The 23,108-nt window shown below is 64.0% G+C and carries 22 protein-coding genes, 1 tRNA gene and 1 pseudogene; 12 read left to right on the forward strand and 12 right to left on the reverse strand.

The window, feature by feature from the left end; genetic code table 11:
- Nucleotides 1-52: 52 nt before the first annotated feature.
- Together ACRVY7_RS15140 and ACRVY7_RS15145 are read right to left on the reverse strand one after the other, a co-directional pair.
- The gene (locus ACRVY7_RS15140; protein WP_431817649.1) at nt 53-1,003 is read right to left on the reverse strand and encodes a hypothetical protein; all 951 of its coding nucleotides are present in this window, start codon (nt 1,001-1,003) and stop codon (nt 53-55) included.
- A 100-nt stretch (nt 1,004-1,103) separates the two neighbouring features.
- Complete coding sequence (locus tag ACRVY7_RS15145; protein ID WP_431817650.1) at nt 1,104-2,570, reverse strand: zinc-dependent metalloprotease; 1,467 nt, start codon at nt 2,568-2,570, stop codon at nt 1,104-1,106.
- A 180-nt stretch (nt 2,571-2,750) separates the two neighbouring features.
- Between ACRVY7_RS15145 and ACRVY7_RS15150 the strand changes: the two genes are divergently transcribed.
- Nucleotides 2,751-3,788, forward strand: coding sequence for a YlbL family protein (locus ACRVY7_RS15150; protein WP_431817872.1), 1,038 nt, complete (start codon nt 2,751-2,753; stop codon nt 3,786-3,788).
- Between the two features lie 23 nt (nt 3,789-3,811).
- On the opposite strand, the gene ACRVY7_RS15155 is transcribed toward ACRVY7_RS15150, so the two are convergent.
- On the reverse strand, nt 3,812-4,426 hold the full coding sequence (locus ACRVY7_RS15155; RefSeq protein WP_431817651.1) for a PPA1309 family protein: 615 nt from the start codon (nt 4,424-4,426) through the stop codon (nt 3,812-3,814).
- Nucleotides 4,427-4,639: 213 nt separating this feature from the next.
- On the opposite strand from ACRVY7_RS15155, the gene ACRVY7_RS15160 reads away from it, so the two are divergent.
- The 3 genes from ACRVY7_RS15160 to ACRVY7_RS15170 all read left to right on the forward strand — a co-directional run bounded on the left by ACRVY7_RS15160 (nt 4,640) and on the right by ACRVY7_RS15170 (nt 9,315).
- A complete protein-coding gene (locus ACRVY7_RS15160; protein ID WP_049698984.1) occupies nt 4,640-7,615 on the forward strand; it encodes a UPF0182 family protein in 2,976 nt (991 codons plus the stop codon).
- 243 nt (nt 7,616-7,858) lie between these two features.
- Nucleotides 7,859-9,109 carry an MCE family protein gene (locus ACRVY7_RS15165; protein ID WP_431817652.1) on the forward strand — a complete coding sequence of 417 codons (1,251 nt, stop codon included), beginning with the start codon at nt 7,859-7,861 and terminating at the stop codon, nt 9,107-9,109.
- Nucleotides 9,110-9,241: 132 nt separating this feature from the next.
- Nucleotides 9,242-9,315: transfer RNA gene (locus tag ACRVY7_RS15170), tRNA-Met, on the forward strand.
- Between the two features lie 132 nt (nt 9,316-9,447).
- Here the strand turns inward: ACRVY7_RS15170 and ACRVY7_RS15175 are convergent.
- A pseudogene (locus tag ACRVY7_RS15175) lies at nt 9,448-10,596 on the reverse strand (IS1249 family transposase).
- A 340-nt stretch (nt 10,597-10,936) separates the two neighbouring features.
- Between ACRVY7_RS15175 and ACRVY7_RS15180 the strand changes: the two are divergent.
- A complete protein-coding gene (locus ACRVY7_RS15180) occupies nt 10,937-11,665 on the forward strand; it encodes a hypothetical protein (protein WP_431817653.1) in 729 nt (242 codons plus the stop codon).
- A 63-nt stretch (nt 11,666-11,728) separates the two neighbouring features.
- Here the strand turns inward: ACRVY7_RS15180 and ACRVY7_RS15185 are convergent, their stop codons facing one another.
- The 4 genes from ACRVY7_RS15185 to ACRVY7_RS15200 all read right to left on the reverse strand — a co-directional run bounded on the left by ACRVY7_RS15185 (nt 11,729) and on the right by ACRVY7_RS15200 (nt 13,720).
- A complete protein-coding gene (locus tag ACRVY7_RS15185) occupies nt 11,729-12,004 on the reverse strand; it encodes a hypothetical protein (RefSeq protein ID WP_431817654.1) in 276 nt (91 codons plus the stop codon).
- A 155-nt stretch (nt 12,005-12,159) separates the two neighbouring features.
- Nucleotides 12,160-12,543 carry a hypothetical protein gene (locus ACRVY7_RS15190; protein ID WP_431817655.1) on the reverse strand — a complete coding sequence of 128 codons (384 nt, stop codon included), beginning with the start codon at nt 12,541-12,543 and terminating at the stop codon, nt 12,160-12,162.
- A gap of 49 nt (nt 12,544-12,592) precedes the next feature.
- Nucleotides 12,593-12,883 (reverse strand): DUF1775 domain-containing protein, encoded by a 291-nt coding sequence (locus ACRVY7_RS15195; protein ID WP_431817656.1) that lies wholly within the window; start codon nt 12,881-12,883, stop codon nt 12,593-12,595.
- A gap of 117 nt (nt 12,884-13,000) precedes the next feature.
- Nucleotides 13,001-13,720, reverse strand: coding sequence for a GNAT family N-acetyltransferase (locus ACRVY7_RS15200; protein ID WP_431817657.1), 720 nt, complete (start codon nt 13,718-13,720; stop codon nt 13,001-13,003).
- Nucleotides 13,721-14,122: 402 nt separating this feature from the next.
- Between ACRVY7_RS15200 and ACRVY7_RS15205 the strand changes: the two genes are divergently transcribed.
- From ACRVY7_RS15205 to crcB (ACRVY7_RS15225), 5 genes are read left to right on the forward strand one after another with little or no spacing between them, the layout of a single operon-like run.
- Nucleotides 14,123-14,446 carry a histone-like nucleoid-structuring protein Lsr2 gene (locus ACRVY7_RS15205; protein WP_049698987.1) on the forward strand — a complete coding sequence of 108 codons (324 nt, stop codon included), beginning with the start codon at nt 14,123-14,125 and terminating at the stop codon, nt 14,444-14,446.
- 43 nt (nt 14,447-14,489) lie between these two features.
- Complete coding sequence (locus ACRVY7_RS15210; RefSeq protein WP_049698988.1) at nt 14,490-14,738, forward strand: DUF2630 family protein; 249 nt, start codon at nt 14,490-14,492, stop codon at nt 14,736-14,738.
- Between the two features lie 18 nt (nt 14,739-14,756).
- A complete protein-coding gene (locus ACRVY7_RS15215; RefSeq protein ID WP_431817658.1) occupies nt 14,757-16,658 on the forward strand; it encodes a propionyl-CoA synthetase in 1,902 nt (633 codons plus the stop codon).
- Nucleotides 16,615-17,127, forward strand: a complete 513-nt coding sequence (crcB, locus tag ACRVY7_RS15220; protein ID WP_431817873.1) for a fluoride efflux transporter CrcB — start codon at nt 16,615-16,617, stop codon at nt 17,125-17,127. The genes ACRVY7_RS15215 and crcB (ACRVY7_RS15220) overlap by 44 nt, the downstream gene beginning before the upstream one ends.
- Nucleotides 17,124-17,492: a fluoride efflux transporter CrcB gene (gene crcB, locus ACRVY7_RS15225; protein WP_431817659.1), complete on the forward strand. Its 369-nt coding sequence runs from the start codon at nt 17,124-17,126 to the stop codon at nt 17,490-17,492. The genes crcB (ACRVY7_RS15220) and crcB (ACRVY7_RS15225) overlap by 4 nt, the downstream gene beginning before the upstream one ends.
- 248 nt (nt 17,493-17,740) lie before the next feature.
- On the opposite strand, the gene ACRVY7_RS15230 is transcribed toward crcB (ACRVY7_RS15225), so the two are convergent.
- Together ACRVY7_RS15230 and ACRVY7_RS15235 are read right to left on the reverse strand one after the other, a co-directional pair.
- Complete coding sequence (locus ACRVY7_RS15230; RefSeq protein WP_049698991.1) at nt 17,741-18,964, reverse strand: acyl-CoA dehydrogenase family protein; 1,224 nt, start codon at nt 18,962-18,964, stop codon at nt 17,741-17,743.
- A 50-nt stretch (nt 18,965-19,014) separates the two neighbouring features.
- On the reverse strand, nt 19,015-20,385 hold the full coding sequence (locus tag ACRVY7_RS15235; RefSeq protein WP_431817660.1) for an acyl-CoA dehydrogenase family protein: 1,371 nt from the start codon (nt 20,383-20,385) through the stop codon (nt 19,015-19,017).
- A gap of 145 nt (nt 20,386-20,530) precedes the next feature.
- Here ACRVY7_RS15235 and ACRVY7_RS15240 point away from each other — a divergent pair, with 145 nt between their 5' ends.
- Both ACRVY7_RS15240 and ACRVY7_RS15245 read left to right on the forward strand, forming a co-directional pair.
- Nucleotides 20,531-21,013 (forward strand): DUF2752 domain-containing protein, encoded by a 483-nt coding sequence (locus ACRVY7_RS15240; RefSeq protein ID WP_431817661.1) that lies wholly within the window; start codon nt 20,531-20,533, stop codon nt 21,011-21,013.
- Between the two features lie 55 nt (nt 21,014-21,068).
- A complete protein-coding gene (locus ACRVY7_RS15245) occupies nt 21,069-21,728 on the forward strand; it encodes an MBL fold metallo-hydrolase (RefSeq protein WP_431817662.1) in 660 nt (219 codons plus the stop codon).
- A 15-nt stretch (nt 21,729-21,743) separates the two neighbouring features.
- Here the strand turns inward: ACRVY7_RS15245 and ACRVY7_RS15250 are convergent, their stop codons facing one another.
- Both ACRVY7_RS15250 and hisN read right to left on the reverse strand, forming a co-directional pair.
- Nucleotides 21,744-22,142 carry a VOC family protein gene (locus ACRVY7_RS15250; RefSeq protein WP_431817663.1) on the reverse strand — a complete coding sequence of 133 codons (399 nt, stop codon included), beginning with the start codon at nt 22,140-22,142 and terminating at the stop codon, nt 21,744-21,746.
- 120 nt (nt 22,143-22,262) lie between these two features.
- Complete coding sequence (gene hisN, locus ACRVY7_RS15255; RefSeq protein WP_064868241.1) at nt 22,263-23,063, reverse strand: histidinol-phosphatase; 801 nt, start codon at nt 23,061-23,063, stop codon at nt 22,263-22,265.
- Nucleotides 23,064-23,108 lie beyond the last annotated feature (45 nt).

Genomic DNA, 23,108 nt, shown 5'->3' on the forward strand with positions numbered 1-23,108 from the left:
CATCACAGGATAGAGGACCGACCTGAGGATCGGCCTCAGCCATCAGGCCCCATCACCCGGCGGCAACGTCGTATTGGCACCGGCACAACGGATGCGGAACCCACGTTTTGGTGACGATCCTCGTCGTCGGCTCGGAATGAAGTTCGACGGTGCGCCCGAACAGCTCGGGTGGTCGCGCGCCCAGGGGTGCGCAGATCGCCACGGACAGTTGCTCGATGTGCTCATGGGCGAGGGCGGCGGTCGCCCGAACCGTGGCGGGCCGGCCGTGGCCGGCGACCCGCACCAACTGCGCCGCGACGATCGGCCATTCGGGGTCACGGTCAGCGCGATGCAGGTCGATGCACGACAGGCAGCTCGTGAGTCCCGGCAGCACCAACGGTCCGACGATCCCGACCCCGTCACGCATCCGCACCTGAAGATGAGGCCGTCCCGCGTCCATGAGGCCGGAGACGAGCATCGTGTCGTGCACGAGATAGTCGGTGAGCACCACCAGATCCGTCGGCCACCCCGACACCGGATGCTCGGGCGACGGCCGTCCGCTCGACCGCGTGACGGAGAAACCCGAGTCGGCCAGGGACGTCGCGAGATGCGAGCCCAACGGCCCCGAGCCGTGGACGCGGATACGACGCAGCCGGTCGTCGATACGCCGAGGCGACGCCGCGAGTCCCTGCAACGCACGGCCCGCCGCGACCAGATGTTCGAGCAGGGTGGACAGGTCGTCGGGCGTCAGGCCTGTCGCGGCGAGATCGGTCGCGACGTCGGACATTCGCTGTGGACTCTCAAGCTTCACGAGTAGGTTCGCGAGCTGCCGCGCCGACACCTCGCGGTCGAGTTCGACCACGATGCCGCTGTCGGGGCCACTACCGATCTGCAGCCGATTTCCCGGTCGGATCACCACGACGGTGCCCGGAATGACAACCGGCAGAGACTCATCCGACTCAACTGCAATCGACTGAGGGGCGGCCGCCGTCGATGTCAGCAGTTCACGTGCACGTCGCGCCATGCGGCAACTCTGCCAGCAGAATCGGGGCGCGTGCCGAGGAGCGCGACGTTATCCACAGCCGACGCCGCGCGCAGGACTTCATGCACAGATGTCGAGCACGTCAGGCGTTGCCGTCGTCCTTCTTGTCATCGCCGGACTCGGACTCGGGCTCGTCGCCGGAGTCTTTCGCTGCCTCCTCGGCGAGCGTGCGTTCCAGCTCGGCGATCGCCTCGTCGATGCCGCCCACGTCCCCGCCGATGACGCGGTCGATGAAGCCCGCGGGATTGTCGAGGTCGTCGGCGTCGGGCATCAGATCGGGATGCGCCCAGACGCCGTCGCGATTGTTGATGTCGCTGGCCTCGGCGAGTTGACGCCACAGGGCCGACGCCTCGCGCACCTTGCGGGGACGCAGCTCGAGTCCGACGAGCGTCGCGAACGTCTGCTCGGCCGGGCCGCCGGAGGCGCGACGTCGACGCATGGTCTCGGTGAGCGCGGCCGTGCTCGGGATTCGATCAGAAAGTGCTTGTGACACAACCTGTTCCACCCAACCCTCGACGAGGGCGAGCAGAGTCTCAAGCCTGCTCAGCGCAGCCTTCTGCTCGGGAGTTGTCGTCGGCTCGAACGACGCCGACGAACTCATCAGCTCCTCGAGCTTCGACGGATCGGAGAACAGTTGCGCCGGATCGATGTTCGCGGTGAGGTCGGTGATGCCGCTGAAATCGACGGTGATGCCACGCGCGTACTCCTCGACCGTCGCGAAGAGACGCTGACGCAGCCACGGCACATGCGTGAAGAGGCGCAGATGTGCAGCCTCACGTGCGGCGAGGAAGACGACGATCTCCTGTGCCGGCTGCTCGAGTCCTTCGGCGAACGCCGCGATCGCCTCGGGGAGCAGCACGGCCTCACCCTCGGGTGCGAGGGGCAGACCGATATCGGTGGAGGTGAGAACCTCCTTGGCCAGTTGGCCGAGTCCCTGCCCGAGCTGGGTGCCGAAGGCCATGCCGCTCATCTGGGTCAGCATGCCCATCATCGGACCAGCGAACTGCGCTGCCTCGGGAGGCAAATTCTGCTCCCAGGTACGCGAAAGCTGTTGGGCGACGGGGTCGCAGAGGCGCTTCCACGTCGGCATGGTTTCTTCGAGCCACTGCACCGGCGTCCACGCGACAGACTTGCTGACGCCACTGGGAAGTGTGGTCGCGTCGTCGAGCCAGACGTCGGCGAGACGCACAGCGTCGGTGACGGCGTTCGTCTCCCGCTCGAGCACAGGGGTGAAGTTCCCGATCTGCTGGCGGGCGAGATTCGACGCGAGGTCGTAGTTGACCGGCCCCGATCCCTTGCCCTGACCGCCGAATCCGAAGGTTCCGGAACCCATCCCGCTGAGCATGCTCCCGAGCTGGCTGAACACCTGGCCGAGTGCTGCAGGGTCGAGGGACTCACCGCCGAGCGCGAAGCCGAACGGATTCTGTGCGGAATCACCGCCGCCAGAGGCGCCGCCGGACGCACCACTGCCCTTGTCGTCGCGGTTCTTGTCGCGGTTGTTGTCGTCACCGTCGCCGGACGGGGAGAAACCGAAGGGCAAATCACTCATGGGTTCCACGGTACCGTCCGAGTCGACCGTGGGTGACCTGCGAGCCGTTCGCCTTGAGCGTAGTTCGCTCAATGATCTTCGACGCTGCGCGACGTCGACTCAAGCGCGCCCGCTCACGCCTGCCTGCATATCCCGCTCGCGGCGTCGATTATGGTGGGCGGAATGACAGGTCCCGCAACGATGGTGCGGCAGCATTCCCGCCGAATCGCCACCATCGCAGTGACGACGCTGCTCCTACTCATTCTCATCGTCGTCGGCACAACGGTGCAGGTGCCCTTCGTCGCCCTCGGACCAGGTCCGACCGTCAACACGCTGGGCAAGCTCGACGACAAGCCCGTCGTCGACATCACCGGTACCCCCGTCGACCCGACGGACGGAAACCTCAACCTCACGACGGTGTCGGTCAGCGACGGCCTCACCCTGTTCGACTCGATCCGTCTGTGGGTCTCGGGCCGCTACACCGTGCAGCCCCGTGAGCAGATCTTCCCGCCCGACCAGACGACGCAGCAGGTTCAGGAACAGAACCAGCAGCAGATGACCGGGTCGGAGAGCACCGCGACCGCAGCTGCGCTGCGCCACCTCGACCGTCCGACCAAGCTGATCGTCGACTCCGTCGCCGCAGACGGACCGTCGTCGAAGGTGCTTCGGCAGGGCGATCAGATCCTGTCGGTCGGTGGGGCAGCGGTCTCGACCTCGGAGGACGTGCAGTCGGCCGTACGCAAACAGAAGCCGGGTGCGCAGATCCCGATCGAGATCGATCGCGCGGGTACCAAACAAACCGTGACGGTCACCGCGGCCGCTCGTCCCGACGACAACGACGTCGCCTACATCGGACTCACCCCGGATGTGGTCAACGCTGACCCCAACCTGAAGATCTCCTACAACGTCGGCGACATCGGCGGACCGTCGGCGGGTCTGATGCTGACGCTCGCGGTGATCGATCGCCTCTCGCCCGGGGAGCTGACCGGCGGCAAGTTCATCGCGGGCACCGGGACGATCACCGACGACGGCACAGTTGGCCCCATCGGCGGGATCACACACAAGACCCTCGCCGCCCGTGAGGCAGGAGCCACCGTATTCCTGGTGCCGGAACGCAACTGCACCGAGGCCAAGTCCGACGCTCCCGACGGCTTGCAACTGGTCAAGGTCAACTCGCTCGACTCCGCACTCTCGGCGCTCGACGACGTACGCGCGGGCAAGGACGCACCCCACTGCTGATCGGGGGTCGACCCCGCTGAGTTCTACCCCTGCGCCTCGCGGTCGTCGAGCGTGGCAGCCAACGCCGACTGCAGCGTCGACGCCAATTCTGGATGCGTGAGCAATTCCATCGGCGCGTCGGGATCGTCGTCGGGGGCGGGCTGTAACCGCATCAGCGACAGCGTTTTTCCACCGCGCAGAGCGCCGACGGCCAGGCGTGCTGTGCGGGCCGACGGATGTTTGCGGGCCGCGGCGCGCGCTGCGGACTCGCTCGCGGCGGGATCGGCGAGGAGTGGTTCGAATGCGGAGTCGAGGTCGCCTTCGGCATCCGGCGGCAACACGACGATCTCCAGAACCAGCGCCACGCCTTCCACCGGCGGGCTCCACGTCGCCGTCGCCAAGAACTCTTCGAGCTGTGCGTACGGTTCGTCGCCCGCGGAGACCTCGAGTGGCTCCTGCGCTACGGGACTAAGCGCGGAATCGTCGTCCTCGGCGACCAGGCCCGGATTCTGCTCGGCGATCAGACTCGTCGGCACCAGAGCGAACAACTGCGGCGGCTGACCCCATCCGCCGAGTTCGACGTGATCGAGTATGTCGTGCAGTGCGCGGCCGAGATCGTCGGGGGAGAACTGGCCGCGGTCGGTGTGCTCGTCGGTCATGGCTGTCAATACTGCCCCGTGTGCCACGAAGACGTACCGGGACCATGGGATCCGATGGCGCCCGCGCGAGGACAGTACAGTGAATGCCACGATCGCGCTGTGAGGTGCGGCAGCCCCGGAGATGTCCGAAATGACCGAACCGGGACCGCCCTGCAATGATCGCGCTGAGAACAACGATCGCACCGAGAACGATGGCACTGGGAGAGTGGGTTAGTGGGCGTACGCGGGCCGGCGGGCATGCCGACACTGTCGCGCAGAAGCAAGATTGCCATCGGGGTGGGTGTCGCCATCCTCGTGGTGTTGTTGGTGGGGCCACGGCTCGTCAGCATCATCACCGACTGGCTGTGGATGTCCGACGTCGGATACACCGAGGTGTTCTCCACGATCGTCTGGACACGCATCGCGCTCTTCCTGATCGTCGGCGTCCTCGCCGGCGGTCTGATCTTCGGAGCCGTTGCGCTGGCTTATCGGTCGCGTCCGGTTTTCGTGCCCGCAAGCGGTCCGAATGACCCACTGGCCCGGTACCGGGCCTCGATCATGGGCCACATCCGCTGGTACGCGATCATCCCGCCGATCCTCATCGGACTGATCTTCGCGCTCGTCGCGCAGGGGTCGTGGGCCACGGTGCAGACCTTCCTGCACGGAACCGAATTCGGGCAACGCGACGCACAGTTCGGCCTCGACGTCGGGTTCTACGCCTTCGACCTCCCGTTCTATCGGTTCGTGCTCAACATCCTGTTCGTGGTCGTGGTGATCTCCTTCTTCGCGAGCCTGATCACCCACTACCTCTTCGGCGGCATTCGTCTCGGTGGCGGAGGCAACTCGATCACCAACGCCGCGCGTATTCAGTTGGCAGTCCTCGCGGGAACCTTCTTGGTGCTCAAGGCGGTGTCGTATTGGTTCGATCGATATTCGCTGTTGTCGAGTCAGCGCAAGCAGGAGATCTTCACCGGCGCGAGCTACACCGACATCAACGCGGTGTTGCCGTCGAAACTGATCCTCATGGTCGTAGCGATCATCTGTGCCGTCGCATTCTTTGCGGGCGCGGTGATGCGCGATCTGCGTGTCCCTGCGCTCGCGACCGTGCTGATGTTGTTCACCGCGCTCGTCATGGGCGTCGGTTGGCCGTTGGCAATGGAGCAGTTCTCGGTCAAGCCGAACGCCGCCCAGAAAGAACTCGAATACATCCAACGCAATATGGATGCGACGAAACAGGCGTACGGGCTCGTCGACGGGACCAACGTCGAATATCAACGTAATTGGACACAACAACCGGCCGATCCTGTCGCGGTCAACAATGACAGCGCAACGCTGTCGAACATCCGCGTCCTCGATCCCAACGTGATCGAGCCGGCATTCACCCAGCGTCAAAAGCTCAAGAACTTCTACGGATTCCCGACGCAGCTCGCCGTCGACCGCTACACCGTCGACGGTCAGCAGCGCGATTTCATCGTCGCCGCACGCGAACTCGATCCCAGCAAGTTCGACGCCAACCAGCAGAACTGGATCAACAAGCACACCGTCTTCACGCACGGCAACGGATTCATTGCGGCGCAGGCGAACACCGTCGACGAAGCTTCGTCGGATGCCGAGAGTGATCGTGGTGGCCTGCCGGTGTTCGCGGTGAGCGACCTGGAGAATTACCAGACAGAAGACTATAAGGCCAATGCTCCGATCAAGGTGAGCCAGCCGCGCATCTACTTCGGCGAGCTGATCGCCAAGGTTGATCCCGACTACGCGATCGTCGGCTCCACAGAAGGCGACCGCGAGTACGACCTCGACGGCAAGAACTACACCTACAGTGCCGATTCGGGTGTCTCACTTGGCAACTGGTTCAACCGGATCCTCTATTCGGTCAAGTACACCGAACGCAACATCCTGCTGTCGAACGCGATCAACTCGAACTCGAAGATCATCTACAACCGTGACCCCCGCGACCGCGTCAAGAAGGTCGCACCGTGGCTGACCGTGGACTCCAAGACGTATCCGTCGGTGATGGCCGACGGGTCGATCAAGTGGATCGTCGACGGCTACACCACCCTTGCGACGTACCCGTACGCGCAGAAGACGTCGCTGCAGGATGCGACGACCGATGCCCAGGAGCTCAACCGCGGACAGACCGGCAGGACGCAGGTCAACAAGCAGGTGTCGTACGTGCGCAACTCGGTGAAGGCGACCGTCGACGCCTACACCGGCAAGGTGACCCTGTACGAGGTCGACCAGAACGACCCGGTACTCAAGACCTGGATGAAGGTCTTCCCCGGAACGGTCAAGCCGCGCAGCGACTTCGACAAGCAGGAAGACCTCAAGCAGCACGTGCGCTACCCCGAGGATCTGTTCAAGATCCAGCGTGCGCTGTTGTCGCGCTACCACGTGTCGGACCCGGGAACGTTCTTCCGCAGCAACGACTTCTGGTCGATCCCGAACGACCCGACAAAGGATGACGCGACCCAGCAGGGCCTGAGCCAGCCGCCGTACTACTTCACCGCGGCCTCGCCGCGCGGGCCGCAGGCCGAGTTCCAGTTGACGACGGTGATGAACGGTTTCAACAGCCGATTCCTCTCGGCGTACATGACGGCGTCGTCGGACCCCGATGACTACGGCAAGATCACCGTCAAGACGCTGCCGACGACCAAGCAGACCGTCGGACCGCAGCAGGCACAAGAGAACATGAAGAGCGCCGGACCCGTGGCATCCGACCGAAAACAGGTCGAGGACACCACCAAGGTCACCTACGGCAATCTGCTCACCCTTCCGGTGGGACAGAACGGCGTGCTCTACATGGAGCCGATGTATACGCAGTCGAAGACCGACGACTCCGCGATACCGAAGCTCTACCGCGTGCTGGTCTACTTCAACGCGGCCAGCGACGAGGCCCGCGTGGGTTACGCGGCGACGGTGGCCGAGGCGCTTAAGCAGGTGGGCATCTCGCCCGCCCAGGCGACGACACCCGAGAACGGGCCGGTCGATGTCGGCAACGATGGCCAACAGCCGATCGCGCAGCCGACACAACCGACCCAGCAGGGGCCTTCGTCACCTCAGCGTGAGGCCGCGGTGAAGGAGATCGGTGCTGCACTCGGCCAGCTGAAGGATGCGCAGACCAAAGGCGACTTCACCGCCTACGGCGAGGCGCTCGACCGGCTGAACAAGGCTGTTCAGCAGTACGAGTCACTGCCCGCGGGTAACTGACCTCAAGCAACGGTGATTCTCGGCGTCGGACCATAGCGGTCCGACGCCGAGAGTCGTTGTGGGTCCTGTCTTGCCGGTCTCATCGTGCGCCCAAATGTGCTCTGGCGCACTGAATGCCGTGTTTCACGGGACCATCACATCGGTCCTTCACGATGCAAGCATCGTCGATGCCGATGGCTAATGTGACAATCGCGAGTGCTCGATTCGCCGGGTGCCGATTGTTCGTTGGGGAGGTCGGGGAAGATGCCACCGCTGAGTCGGCTCGCTCGAATCCAGATCGCTGTGCTGATCATCGCAGGGCTTGTGGTGTCGATCTTTGCGGGCATTCGCTACGTGCATCTCAATCGTGTTGTCGGCGTGGGGATCTACACGGTCGACGCTCATCTACCGGAGTCCGGTGGCATCTTCACCAACGCCGAGGTCACCTTTATGGGCGTGCCGGTCGGTCGTGTCGGCACACTGGCGCTCAGGTCGGACGGGGTCACCGTGCCGCTGATCCTCGAATCCTCCGGACCCGATATACCCGCGAATTCGGTTGCCGTGGTGGCGAATCGGTCGGCTATCGGTGAGCAGTATGTCGATCTGCGACCGCAGTCGGGGTCCGGACCATTCCTGCACGACGGATCGGTCATCACCAAGACTTCCGTCCCGCCGCCGATCGAGGACGTCGTGTCGTCGGCGCTCGACTTCACCTCGTCGATTCCGATCGACGATCTGCACACCGTGATCACCCAGCTCGGCGCGGCGTTCAACGGGCAGGCGGATAACCTCACACGGCTCGTCGACTCGCTGGGGAAGCTCTCGCGCGCCGGGGTTGACTCACTGCCGCAGGCGATCTCGCTGATCAATTCGGCAGACTCCGTGCTCGCGACGCAAGCGGCGCAGTCGGATCAGATCCTGGCGTGGTCGCGCAGCCTTGATCTGATCACCGCGACGCTCGCGTCGTCGGACCCCGATCTGCGCAGGCTGCTGACGACGGGAACGACATCGGCCACGCAGATCTCCACACTCATCCAGCGCAACGGTGGCGACATCGGCAAGGTGGTCGGGCAACTCTCCGAGGTAGCTCGCACCATCGAGCCCGCGGGCTACAACATCGGGAACACCTTCGCGATGCTCAGTCTGCTGTCCGCGCAGGGGCATACGACGGCGCCGGGCGACGGTCAGATCCACTTCGGCGTCGTCCTGGAGACCAATAACCCGCCGGCGTGCACGCAGGGCTACGAGTCGACCAACGCGATGCTCGCGCGTGTTCGACGTGAGAAGCCGACTTTCGACATCAACTACGACGAGTTCCCGTTCAACACCGAGGCGCGCTGCACCGTGCCCTTCGGTAACCCGACGGCCGTCCGTGGCGCACAACGAGTCTCGACCGCCAACCCTGACACCCCGCAGCCGTGGGACTCGATGCCGAAGAAGGACCCCGACAAGCTGAATCTGTATCCGCTCGCGCAGCAACTCGCGGGTCTGATGGGCGTGCGGTCGGCGGGGTGATTCGGGCAAATGTGTCGTCGGTCACCACGACGCTCGCCGACCCCACTTTTCGATGCATCGCCGCAGTTCAGAAGGGGTGGCGCAATGGATTTGCATCTGCGCCGAACGCACCTGTAACGTGGTGTTCACCAACGCGGGGTGGAGCAGCTCGGTAGCTCGCTGGGCTCATAACCCAGAGGTCGCAGGTTCAAATCCTGTCCCCGCTACTAGGAACCGGCCCCGTCGGGACGATGCAAATCGTCTCGGCGGGGCCGGATTCGTTTCTCGGGTCGGCTCAGTGCGGAATGGGGCGCAACCGGCCAAAATGTCTGTATGGCCTGGGCGTGTCTGGGGTTGGTTTAGCGGGATCTGCCGCCCCATCCGTGTTGGAGGCCGTTACCGTCTTCCCAGCTGTAGCTCGAACCCACGGTGGGGCCGAGGGGTTCGGCGTTGACGGCATGGGCGCGGGTTGTAGTGCTCGGCCCGGACGAGGCTCCTGGGTTTGTGGGGGTTGGGCGGTGAGGCTGTTGAGTTTCCATTCCCGCGCCCGTCGGGAGTGTTCGGTCAAGAGGCCTCGATGTGCGCGGAACAGGTCTTTGAGGGCTTTGTTCGGCTGCCTTCTAGGGGCGAGGCGGTGGCTAGCAGTGGGTGGCTGTCGTCGGAGAGGGTGGGGTCGATCCAGGTGAACAGTTCGTTGTTGGCGATGAGTCGACGGAACAGACCGCGGGTCGTGCGCAGGTCGCGGTGGGTGTACCACCAGGTGCTGGTGTCAGGGACCCCGGTGGGGCGTTCGGTGCGTGTGCAGGCGTAGGTGCGGTGCCGTAGGTAGTGATTCCATCGCTGTTCCCAGTCGTGGTAGGTTGCCAGCCGCAGCACAGCTTGGTCTGCGTTACGGAAATTCATCAATGCTGTTGTCAGGGTGAGGATCTAGCGTCCGGGTTCCAGCCGGAGCCGGAAGGTGTAGTGGCGGCGGACGGTTTGGAAGATGTGGAAGTAGCAGCGTTGGACCCGGGTGTTGGGCCTGTCGTCAGCCAGCGCGGCGGCCGGTCCACGCCCCCGTCAATGACCGCGATGCGGGTTGGCGGGCCAGGATCTGCTGCCAGGCGATCTTCTTCTCGTGGTCACACCATTGCCAATCCAAGACGTGGCCGCCGTCGAAGGCGATCAGCAGACACCACGACTGGAAGTAGGTGCCGTCGAGGAGCACCAGGCCGGCCGGCGTCTGCGGTGGGGTCGGGTCGGTGGTGGGACCTCGATCTTCCAGCACCACGCGGTGTCTCGGCGGAACGTGCAGCCACTTGACGATAGTTCGGCAGGTCGGGGGCCCTCGAGTAGCCAACTCGCAAACGCGTCGGGTTGGGCTTTGCGTGTGATATCGGTGCGTGACTGTGTACGCGATGCCCCGCAACTCGTGCAGCGCCAGCGGTGCGACCGGCGCTGGTCGTGCCGTTCTTGACGAGCCAGGCGCCGCGTACACCACACACCGGGGCATTCCTGGGACCTGACACACTGAACGTGCTTTCAGAGCATGTTCAGACCCCCGTCGCCCTAGGTCAGGACCCAGAAATCACGGTCTTCGTACACATTTTGGCCTAAACCCGAGGTTCACGAGGCCGTCAAGGCTTCATATGCGAGCACAACCATCGAGGCTGGCATTCGGTGCTGGCTGCCGGACTCCGGCCAAGAACTTGCTGACTGCGGCTACCTGGCATCATCTGTGGACAGCTTCTGTTGTTGGCGATCGACAGTTGACGAGATCAGTTCCGACAGCAAGCAGGAACTGGCTCTAGAACCGCTAGCACAACTATCGGGTACCGCGAACGGATCTTGTGTTGCTATCATCAAAGAGTGAGTGATGCGTCGGATGATAGTAGCCGGATTATGCACGGCTACTATCATGGGACTGAAGATGGAGATATCGATCTTTCTCATCCCATGACCCACGGTGAGGTCGTGGAACTATATTGGGCTGCTCAGCAAGATGAGCCATCATCGGCTTCGGATATCTATTTTGATTTCCATAAGTTTGATGTGGTTCAGTTTATTCTTTTCGCTGATCGTCTAAGCTCTGCAATATTGGTCTATCGCGCGGCTCGCAACCAAATTGAGAAGTTTCGCGAGCAGATCCTTGCTGACAATGAATCGGATACGTACGCGACAGCCGGTTGGGGAGCTGAAAGGAAGATCCTGGTTGAAGGAAATATTTCAATCTTAAACGAGAGTCTGTACACCGTGGCTGGTGCCGTAACCGTGGCGGCAGTTGCGGCACTAGAATCGCTGTTAAAAGACTTGGATGAGCGTTCTGCGGCTACAAATTCTGGATTGCAGAAGCGCGCAGATTATTTTCTAGGCGAGCACTCGAGCACCTGTGAAAAGCGAGACTTGAAGTTGTTCCGGAAGAAGCTTGCTTTAGTGGCTCGAAGGCGCAACCAGTTTGCTCACAACTTGACTGGTTCGTACTTCGATCGCTCGCAAGATGCAAGTCAAATGTTTACAGACAATAGCGTCGAAGAGACATTTCAGACAGTGGCAGATCTTGGTATTGGTATTGAGCGTATGTACTTGCACAAATCTTGAACTCCAACCTGGGCTGTGGGCCAGGAGGTTGCTGGAATGACTCGACGAGACATCTCAGTTGACTCACACTTTATGTGATGAAAATTGAATAATTGACCTATTTGCGTCCCATTCCGAACTCCTGACCTGGATCTCGACCTGATAGCTCAGTTGGCGCTGGAAACCGTCGTCCACTTTGCGGTAAATCATTTCACTCTGGAGGAGCGCCCCGAGTAGAACGAGCCAAATCGAAAGCATGCCGATGAGGCTGGATGATCCGTTCAAAGAATTCCTCTGGTTGCGGCGATTCGTGGTTATCCGCGTCGAGCCATGAACGATGGCACGGTCTGGCGACTGCATGGTTGGAATCCTTTAGTACAGCGCGGTACTTGCAGTGAACTCTAGGCGTGGGTAAACATGTTTCGATTTTCATTCGACTATGTGCAGGTCCTGGTTCGCCCGATGTCGTCCTCGTCAGCATTGGGCATGACCTGTCGGAAGTTCTCGGTGAGCTATCACGGCGTCGTGCAGGTGTTTCTCCGGTCGGCGTCGCGCGCCCAGCCCGGTCGGCGCCGTTCACCGATGTCGGCAGTTGCCGTGGATCCGACGCTCGCGTGCTCTGCGGTATCCGTCTCAGCCGCGCTGTCTGCGCCGTCTGAATCTTCCGGCGCGTTCGCACTCGCACTCCCCGGCGTGATGTCGCCGCCCAGCCGGCGCCAGAGTGACGCGACGGCAAGTACCGCGGCGGCGGCGATCACCAGGCTGACGACGGTGATGACCTTCCACCACGTCGACCCGTCTGACGACTGTTGCTGAGCAACAATCGAGTTCGCATCGGTGGACGGCGCCGCACCGTGTGCGGCGTCGTGGCCGCTAGACTCGGGGACGAGTGTCACCACGGGTGCGGGGGTGTTCTGGTTCCGTCTGGGCGTCGGCCGCCTGTTCGTTCTAGGAGAAGACGGTGCCGTTGGCGTAACGCTGTTCTGTGGGGAGCGTGACCGACGTCGTGCCTGCGGGCCAACGGCCGCCGGAGAACGCGAAGACGCCGTATTCGGTTGGCTTGAGACCACTCTCGGGTGTGTTGGCCTGCCAGGTGATCTTGGAGACGCGTTCGGAACCGTTGGACTGCGTCTTCTCCGTCGTGGCCGTCCACCTCGGAATCGGCAGTGTACGAACAGAACTGAGATCCACACTGGCAGGCAGCGTGACGCTGATCGGCGGTCTCGCCGCAGAAGTCACGCGCATCTCCCATCGGTCACATGTCTTGGCAGGCAAACATCGTTGCTGCTGCCGACGTCATGTTTCCCGATCATCAAGCGCGCGAGAAGCTTTGGAATCGGAGCGGTTCTGGTGTTCTCAGGGCGCGAGGAGGGCGGTCAGCGTCACCGTTCTGTGATGACGAAATCTGAGGGCTTCGTAGAGTCGGATTGCGTTCTCGTTCAGTCCATTAGCGTGGAGGAACGGTATGCGCCCGGCTTCGCGGACGCCCGCGGCGACTGCGGTGACCAGAGCGGAGGCGTATCCGCGGTTGCGGTGGTCGGGGTGGACACAGACCGCGCTGATCTCCGACCATCCTGGTGGGCGGAGGCGTTCACCAGCCATGGCGACCAACGCGCCCTCGTGGCGGATGCCCACGTACCCGCCCAACTCGATGGTGCGTCGAAGGAAGGGGCCGAGCCGAGTCAGTTCGACCAGCGCCAGCATCTCGGGAACGTCGTCGGGTGTCAGCTTTTCGATCCGCGGCGACCCGGTGGTAGATCGCGGGGGTGGATTGACGTGTTCGCCGGTCATTTGGACTGCGACGTGGCGAGCGACAACAGAGAAGCCTGCCTCGGGAGGCCGCGTCAGATCGCGGAGTGTGAACTGGACGCCCGCCGGCACCAGCAGGGTGAGATCGTGCCAGTCCTCCGTCGTGATGTCCGGCGGATGGCCGATGAAGCCGGCAACCAGCGGGTGGTAGCGCACGATACGTCCGCTCCGGACGACGAAGTGGCGATGGTCGTGGGCGAGTGACTGGTTGACGACGTCGTCGAGGACCCGATCCGTGTCACGAGCGTCGGGATAGATCGCCCTCACCACACCTCCCCGCAGTGGATGCAGATGAACAACACCCGATTTACTAGACACCGGAGCGGCCGGTGGTGGCAGTCTTAGGCTCACGTCGATTCTTCACTTTGCGATGCGAGCGGCACACTTTGGCTTTATGTGAATTCGACAATCCGACGCGTTGATGGGCACCTTCAATCGGAGATTCGATATACTCATTCCGATTCGATGACAATGCGTGTGCTGTGAGTTGTAGGGGCAACAGGCGCACGGTCCGTCCGGGGGGTGAACCGTGCGGTCGGCAGCGTGACGTGTGCGAACACAGTGCACTGACCTGGTGTAGTGATGCTCGTCACTGAAGGGTTGCGTCGAGTCACGGGTGCCGCCGGGGTTGTCGGGTTCCGGCGTAATACGAGGGAGGGGACCGCCACTATGGCGACAAAGAAGATAGTCAGGTTCGTCGACGATCTCGACGGTTCTGAATTGGACGAAGCGGTGACCGTTGTTTTTGGTCTGAACGGAAAACAGTACGAGTTCGACACGTCACCTGCGCATGCGAAGGAATTCGCACAATCTCTTCAGAAGTATCTTGCAGTTTCTCGCGTTGCGAATGGTTCGGGCAACGAGCGACCCTCCAAGCGGGCGCATCCGCGCACGCAGGCGATCCGAGCGTGGGCGCGCGAGAACGGTTATGAGATCAGCAACCGCGGTCGCATCTCGTCAGAGATCGTGGCGGCATTTGAGGCTGCGGTCTGACATTTGCGGCTCGTGGCGCATCGTCGGGACTAACGTGGGGGTCATGGCGACCGACAAGCAAATCCACGAACACATCAACGACCTCATCGCCGAGGAGCACGAACTTCGTGCCAAGGTGGGGCGCGGCGACATCACGCCGGACGAGGAGAACGCGCGCCTGTCGAAGATCGAGGTATCCCTCGATCAGGCCTGGGACCTGTTGCGGCAGCGTCAGGCCAAACGTGACGCCGGCCAGGACCCCGACGCCGCGGCAACAAGGCCTGCCGACGTTGTCGAGAAGTACCTGGACTGAGCGCGAGAAGAGCGTTCGATGGCTAGCTACGACGACACTTTTGCGCGCAGCGTCGACGACAGGGAGAACTTCTGGCTGCGGGCCGCGGCCGACGTCGAATGGTCGGTTCCACCGACGGTCGCGCTCGACGATTCGGCAGCGCCGATGTATCGCTGGTTCCCGGATGGCCGACTCAACACCTGCTACAACGCGCTCGATCGACACGTCGCTGCGGGACACGGTGACCGACTCGCGCTGATCTGGGACTCCGCGATGGTCGACGAGATCCGCGAGTACACCTACGCCGAGCTGCTTTTAGAGGTCTCACGATTCGCCGACGTGCTGCGCCGCCGGGGTGTCTCGCGCGGCGACCGGGTCATCATCTACATGCCGATGATCCCCGAGGCAGCCATTGCCATGCTCGCGTGCGCGCGGCTCGGCGCGGTGCATTCGGTGGTGTTCGGCGGCTTTGCCGCCCCCGAACTCGCCACACGCATCGACGACGCCGAGCCGGTGGCGATCGTGACCGCATCGGGCGGTCTGGAGCCTGGACGCAGTGTCGAGTATCTGCCGATGGTGGCAAGCGCCCTCGACCTATCAGACAGCGCCGTCTCGACGGTCATCGTGAAGGATCGCCCGCAAGTGGCGGGCTCCGCCGCTGACTATGGCTCGTCGAGCAAAGAGGGGCGCACCTGGCTCGACTGGGATGCCGAGATGGAGGTGGCCGGCCTCACCGAACCCGTCGACGTCGCGGCGGCCGACCCCCTCTACATCCTCTACACGTCGGGCACCACGGGAAAGCCCAAGGGGGTTGTGCGCGACAACGGCGGGCACGCTGTCGCACTGACCTGGTCGATGGCCAACATCTATGACATCGGCGCTGGCGATATCTGGTGGACCGCATCGGACGTCGGGTGGGTCGTCGGCCACTCGTACATCGTTTACGCGCCACTGCTCGTCGGCGCGACGACGGTGATGTACGAGGGCAAACCGGTTGGCACACCTGATGCGGGAGCCTTCTGGCGAGTCATCGCCGAGCATCGGGTCAAAGCGCTGTTCACCGCGCCGACCGCGATCCGGGCCATCCGCAAGACCGACCCTGACGCGAAACTTCTTGACCAGTACGACATCTCGTCGCTCCGCGCGCTCTTCGTCGCGGGTGAGCGACTCGACCCCGACACGCTCGCCTGGTCGTCGAACGTGCTCGGTGTACCGGTGATCGACCATTGGTGGCAGACCGAGACCGGATGGGCGATCGCGGCCAATCTGCGTGGGCTGCAACCGATGCCGGTCAAGGCGGGATCGGCGACCGTCGCCGTCCCGGGCTTCGGAGTCGGTGTCGTCGACGCCGAGGGGAACGTGGTCGATGCGGGCGTCGAAGGCAATATCGTGATCGCACTGCCGTTGCCGCCGGGCACATTGACCGGATTGTGGGGCGACGAAGAGCGTTATCGCAGTTCCTATCTCAACGCCTTCCCCGGTTACTACCTGACCGGCGACTCCGGATACATCGATCACGACGGCTACATCTTCATCCTCGGACGATCCGACGACGTGATCAACGTCGCCGGGCATCGCCTGTCGACCGGAAGCATCGAGGCCGTCGTGGCGTCGCATCCCGCGGTCGCCGAATGCGCCGTGATCGGTATCCACGACGATCTCAAGGGTCAACGCCCGAGTGGTTACGTGGTGCTCAAGTCGGGTGTCGAGATCGAACCCGACACGCTGCGTGACGAGCTGATCGCGAAGGTCCGCGACGAGATCGGACCGGTGGCGACGTTCCGCGACGTGACCGTGGTTGCCGCGCTACCGAAGACACGATCGGGCAAGATTCTGCGAAAGACCATGCGGCAGATCGCCGATCACCAGGAGTACGCCGTGCCGTCGACCATCGAGGATCCGGACGTCCTGGCGAGGCTCGCGCAACAGATCGGGCAGTGACATCGCGGACATCGATCCCGACGCGCCGGCCGACCGTCCTCTGCACCTGCAGTTCGGAGCGATCGCACTGGTCTTCCTCGGCGGGATCTGTGGAACGGGTCTGCGCTATGTGATCGAGGAGGCGTTCCCCACGTTCGGCACCGGATGGCCGTGGGCGACGTTCGCGATCAACATCAGCGGTGCGTTCGTGCTCGGCGGGTTGCTGGGGTTCCTGGCACTTGTGGGTCCCGACGACGGCTGGCGTCGCAATGTGCGTGTCTTTGCGGGCACCGGACTCTGCGGGGCATTCACGACGTACTCCACGTTCGCGCTCGAGACCACCCAACTCGGCCATCATGGGGCGCCCGGCGTGGCGATCGCGTATGCGGTTCTCAGCGTTGTGCTCGGCGTGCTCGGCGCCTGGGCGGGCATCGTCGTGGCGGGGGCGGCGGGTCGAAGGAATGCGGTGCGGCGAGGCGGTGTCTCGTGACGGTGCTGGCGATACTCATCGCAGGTGCGCTCGGATCCGTGGCGCGGTTCGTCGTCGATGTCGCGATCAAACGTTGGCGGAACACGACGTTCCCCTGGGCGACGCTGATCATCAACGTCTCCGGCTCGTTGCTGCTGGGCGTGCTCGCGGGGTTGGTGATCTACCACGGGGCGCCGAGCGAGTTGCAGGCGATTGTCGGGACCGGATTCTGCGGCGGCTACACGACTTTCAGCACGGCGAGCGTCGAGACCGTGCGCCTGGCCGAGCGGCGCGCAGGCGGGCTCGCGCTGTGCAACGCGGTGGGTTCGGTGGCGGCGGCGACTGCGGCCTGCGCCGTCGGGCTCGCGCTCGCGTGGGTGGTGTGAGCTGGCCGGCGGTGGGGTGATCTCGACAAGCTCGATCAGCGGGAGGGGCGGCTCGATCAGCGGTAAGGCGCTCGATCAGCGGTGGGGGCAGCTCGATCGGCGCTGGGGCGGCTCGATCGGCGGTGGGGCGGCTCGATCAGCGGTGGGGCGGCTCGATCAGCGGGAGGGCTGCTCGGTCGGCGGTCGGGAAAGAGTCGAGCCCTGCGGCATAGTGCCGCAGGGCTCGTGACTCGTCGAGAGTCAGTGTCTCACTTGAGTTCTGCGCTGCTCTTGTTCAGCACGCGGCGCGCGATGATGAGCTGCTGGATCTGCTGGGTGCCCTCGAAGATGTCGAGGATCTTCGAGTCGCGGGCCCACTTCTCGAGCAGCAGGCGCTCCGAATACCCAAGCGTGCCAGTCAGTTCGACGGCCTTGTTGGTGACATCGGTGACGGTGCGGCCGGCCTTGGCCTTGGCCATCGACGCCTGGAGTGAGTTGGGTTCCTTGTTGTCGGCCATCCACGTGGCGCGGATCGTCAACAGGTAGGCGGCCTCGAAGTCGGACTCCATCCGGATGAACTCGGCGGCTGCGGCGTGCTGGTTCTCGGCGGGCTTGTCGTAGTCGATCTCGATGCCCGCCTCCTCCAGGATGCGGCGCAACTCCTCGAGGGCGGCACGCGCAACACCGACGGCCATACCCGCGACGAGCGGGCGGGTGTTGTCGAAGGTCTGCATGACCCCGCCGAAACCCTTCTTGGTGTCCACCTCGGGGCTGCCGAGCAGATTCTCCTTGGGGATGCGGCAGTTCTCGAAGCGGATCACGGCGGTGTCGGAGACGCGGATGCCGAGCTTGTGCTCGAGTCGCACCACCTCGACGCCGGGATGCTCGCGCGGCACGACGAAGCTCTTGATTGCCGCGCGACCGAGGCTGCGATCGACGCTCGCCCACACGACGATGTGGGTGGCGCGCGAACCGGAGGTCACGAAGATCTTCTCGCCGTTGATCACGTACTCGTCGCCGTCGAGCTTGGCGGTGGCGGTCACCGCCGCCGAGTCGGAGCCGAAGCTGGGCTCGGTGATGGCCATGGCGGCCCACACCTTGCCGAAGCGCTTGAGCTGCTCGTCGGTGGCGACAGCGGCGATGGCCGAGTTGCCCAGTCCCTGATAGGGCATCGACAACGTCAAACCGACGTCGCCCCAACATGTTTCGATGACATTCATCACCGACTGCATGTTGCCGCCGTTGATATTTGCGCCTTCGCGCTCCGGCTTGGCCTTCTTCTCCTGGCTTCGTCCGCCGTCGGCACCCGCACCGGCCTGGCCGGTTTCGGCGAGGCCGTCGTACAGGCTTGCGAGAGTGTCGAGTTCGACGGGATAGGAGTGCTCGGCGAGGTCGTACTTGCGCGAGATGGGTCGGAAGATCTCGGCCGCGGCCTGGTGGGCCTGGTCGATCGTGGTGTTCAGCTTCCGGGGGAGTTCCAGATTGATTGCCATGTCAGATGCTTTCTCGGTCGGTCGGTCTCGTCGTCGGAAGACAGCCGCCGTCAGAGGACGACGATGCCCTCGCCGATGCCAGCGCCGCGCAGGTCGCGGTACCAACGCTCGACCGGGTGCTCCTTGGTGAAGCCGTGACCGCCGAGCAACTGCACGCCGTCGAGTCCGATCTGCAGGCCCTTGTCGATGGTCAGCTTGCGTGCGAGTGCCGATTCGCGAGCGAACGACAGACCCTGCTCGGCTCGCGACGCGCCACGCAGCGTGACCAGGCGGATGCCGTCGAGCTCGGTCGCGATGTTGGCGACCATGAAGGCGACGGCCTGCCGGTTGGAGATCGGCTCGCCGAATGCCTCACGCTCGTTGACGTAGGGGATCACGTAGTCGAGGACGGCCTTGCCGGTTCCGGCGGCCAGTGCCGACCAACCGAGGCGTGACAGACGTACGACGTCGCGATACGCGGCCAGGGCTGCCTCGCCGGCTTCTTCGCCGAGGAGCGCGCTTTCGGGGACGGCGACGTCTTGCAGCAGCAGACGACCCAAACCTGCGGCGCGCACACCCATGCCCGGATCTGCTTCGACGATCAGTCCCTCGGAGTCGGATTCGACGATGAACAGCGCGGGCTGGCCGTCGAGCGCGGCTCCGACGATGAACAGTTCGGACGAACCAGCGGCAGGCACGAACGACTTCACGCCGTTGAGCCGGTAGCCGCTCGGCACCCGAGTTGCCTTGGTCTGCAACGAGAATGCGTCGAACAGCGCGCGCGGCTCCGCGATGACGACGGACGACTGCGGCACGTTCTCGCCTGCGAAGTCGGGCAGGTAGGTCTTCTGCTGGCTGTCGCTGCCGAAGTTGGTGAGAGTGGTTGCGACGCCACTCGGTGCGAGGAGCGGGAGGGCAAGTCCCATGTCGCCGTAGGCCATTGCCTCGGCAACGAGGGCGTTGGTGACGACGCCACGCTCGGAAGCTGCGCCGTCGAACTGCTCGGGCACGTTGATCATCGTGATGCCGAGTTCGGCGGAGCGCTTGACGATGTCGTCAGGTGCGCTCGCGGCGGCGTCGGCATCGTAGGCGGCGGGGCGCAGGATCTCCTCGGCGAACTCCTTGACCGTCTCGGCGATCATCTGCTGCTCGTCGTCGGGGTTGAGGTTGAAGTAGTCCTTGGGCGTGGTGCTCAATCGCGCTGCGCCGCCCGAACCGCCCTGCACCTTCTTGAACGCGCGATTGGCTGCGCCGAGTGTCTGGAAGCCGGTCTTGGTCGCCTGGTAGGCGATCCGGTTGATGGGCTCACGGATCTGGTACTTCTCCGCGAAGTCGGAGCCGGTGACCGTCGTGAGCACACGCATGGCGGTACCGATGGCATTGCGCTTGTGCGGGTTCTTGCCGACTGCGGAAGTGTCGCGGGGTTCGGTGTGAGTCGTCATGACAACCATTTCTCTTCGCACGGGTGCTGGAACTGACCGTGAGCAGTATCTTACTCGGTAGTAAGTACGAACCTTACTACTCGGTAAGGAGATTGTCACGCGCTCGTCGAACGTCGTGTTCTCCTCGCCGGTTTAGGCTGGTCACGTGTCAACTGATCGCGCCGACGTCCCTGGTCGCCATACCGCTGCGCCGTCGGGTTCGGATGGCCACCGAAGCCGTGTCGGACCGGCGATGGTGGTCGCCGTCGGCGGGGCGGCATTGCTCACCGCGATCGTGTGGCCACTGGACTCGGTCGATCACGGCCCCGACTTCTGCCCGTTCCGTGCGCTCACGGGTCTGCCGTGCCCGGGTTGCGGACTCACGCGCAGTTGGGTGCACCTCATGCACGGTGATGTGAGCGGGGCGTTCACCTACAACGTGTTCGGCCCGTTGACGCTGGCGGCGACCGCTATCGCAGTCGTGGCCGGAGCCGTATACCTCGTCGCCGGTCCGGCGGCATTGAGGCGACTGCGCCTACGTCGACTGCTGCCGGTGTTGGTGGTGGCGATCGGTGTGTGGCTTGTCTACGGAGTCGCCCGCATCGTCGACGCCGCCGCTGGATGGGGTGTGTTTCCCTCGGTCGTGTGACTCGGTGTTCGTTCGGATCAATGCGCAAACCCATATGTGAGAGCACAGTGGACACATGGAGATCACCCACTTCGGCCATTCCTGCGTGCTCGTCGAATTGGACGGGACGCGCATCCTCTTCGACCCGGGAACCATGTCGCACGGCTTCGAAGGACTCACCGGACTCGACGCGATCCTGATCACTCATCAGCATCCTGATCACTGCGACGTCGGGCGACTGCCGAATCTCGTCGGCGAGAACCCTCAGGCGATCCGTATCGCCGATCCGCAGACCGCCGCGCAACTCAACTCCGACGATGTCGCAGGGGAGTGGACCGCGGCGCTCGCGGGCGGCCAGGTCGGCGTCGGCGCGGTGACAGCTCGATTCACCGGAGGACGCCACGCTGTGATCCACCCCGAGATCCCCGTCGTCGACAACGTCGCGTATGTACTCGGAACATCAACGGCTCCAGGACGTTTCATGCATCCGGGGGATTCGTTCTACATTCCGTTCGAGCAGATCGACGTGCTCGCGCTGCCCTCGGCCGCGCCGTGGATGAAACTCAGCGAGTCGGTCGACTACCTGCGTGCGATGGCGCCGCGGGTCGCCGTCCCGATCCATCAGGCTGTGCTTTCCGACGCGGGGACCAGCGTTCACTACGCGCGGTTGCAGGAGATGAAGGATCCCGGCACCGAGTTCGTCGTGCTCGGCGAGGAGTCGGCGACCCAGGTGTGACGACCTCGTCGCGGCTCACTCGGGAGGGGCGAAGAACTCCAGCGCGATGTTGTCGGGGTCGCGGAAAGAAATGCCCGATCCGTAGTGCGCGTGCTTGATCTCGCTGTGCGCGACGCCGAGCTCGTCCAAGCGCACCAGCCAGTCGTCGAGTTCCGCACGACTGACAGCGAAGGCGATGTGGTCGAGTCCCGTCCTGTGTTCGTCAAAGCTTCCCGACGCCGCCGAGTCGGTGTGCGTGTGCAGTCCGAAGAGGGTTCCGCCAGCGAGCGCGAACACCGCGTGATGAAAGTCGCCCGACTCCTCGTCTTCGTCGAGGACGGGCGCGGCGTCGAACAGCGCTGTGTACCAACGAGTGCTGGCGTCGAGGTCGGTGACGGTAATGGCCACGTGGGTCAGTGCGGGAAAGCTGGGCATTGCGAATCTCCTGGAGCGTTGGGTCTCAGACGCACACGCTAGGAGCTGTCGGCGGTCGCCACGCAGGGATTGCGCACGGACTATCCGAGCGGGCAGGTAGGTCTGAGAGGACGCCGCGGGTTACGCCTCGAGCGCAGCGAGCACCTCGTCGTGGAGAAGTCCGTTGGTCGCGACCGCGCTGCCGCCGCCGGGACCGGGTGAGCCGTCGAGTGACGTGAACCGCCCGCCTGCTTCGCGGACCAGCACGTCGAGCGGGGCGAGATCCCACAGCGACACCTCGGGTTCTGCCGCGATGTCGACGGCGCCCTCGGCGACGAGGCAGTAGTTGAGGAAGTCGCCGTAGCCGCGCACGCGCCAGACACGGTCGGTGAGGTCGATGAACTTGTCGCGGACTCCGCGGTCGGCCCAGCCGGACAGGCTCGAGAAGGTTAGGCTCGACGACGCGAGGTCGGCGACATTCGAGACCGCGATCTGACGCGCGTCGCCGTGGTCGAACGCGACGAACGCACCGTGGCCGGTGGCGGCCCACCAACGGCGGCTCAACGCAGGCGCCGACACGACGCCGACCACCGGCACGCCGTCGACCAACAAAGCGATCAGCGTGGCCCAGATCGGGACGCCGCGCACGAAGTTCTTGGTGCCGTCGATGGGGTCGACGACCCATTGCCGACCGGTCAGGACCGCGTCACCGCCGAACTCTTCGCCGAGGACCTCGTCGTCGGGGAAGACGGCCGCGAGGCGTTCGCGGATCATCTGCTCGCACGCGAGGTCGGCGTCGGAGACCGGGGTGAGGTCGGGTTTGGCGTCGACCTCGAGGTCGATCGCGCCGAAGCGCCGCATCGTCAGCGCGTCGGCGGACTCTGCGAGAGAGAGCGCGAAATCGAGGTCGGCGGTGGCGTCGGAACCGGGCGTCGGAAGCACCCGGTCAGCCTAACGCTTGGCCGCGTTGCGAAAACTGTGGACTGA

Source organism: Gordonia jacobaea, from assembly GCF_965344965.1.
Classification (GTDB): domain Bacteria; phylum Actinomycetota; class Actinomycetes; order Mycobacteriales; family Mycobacteriaceae; genus Gordonia; species Gordonia jacobaea.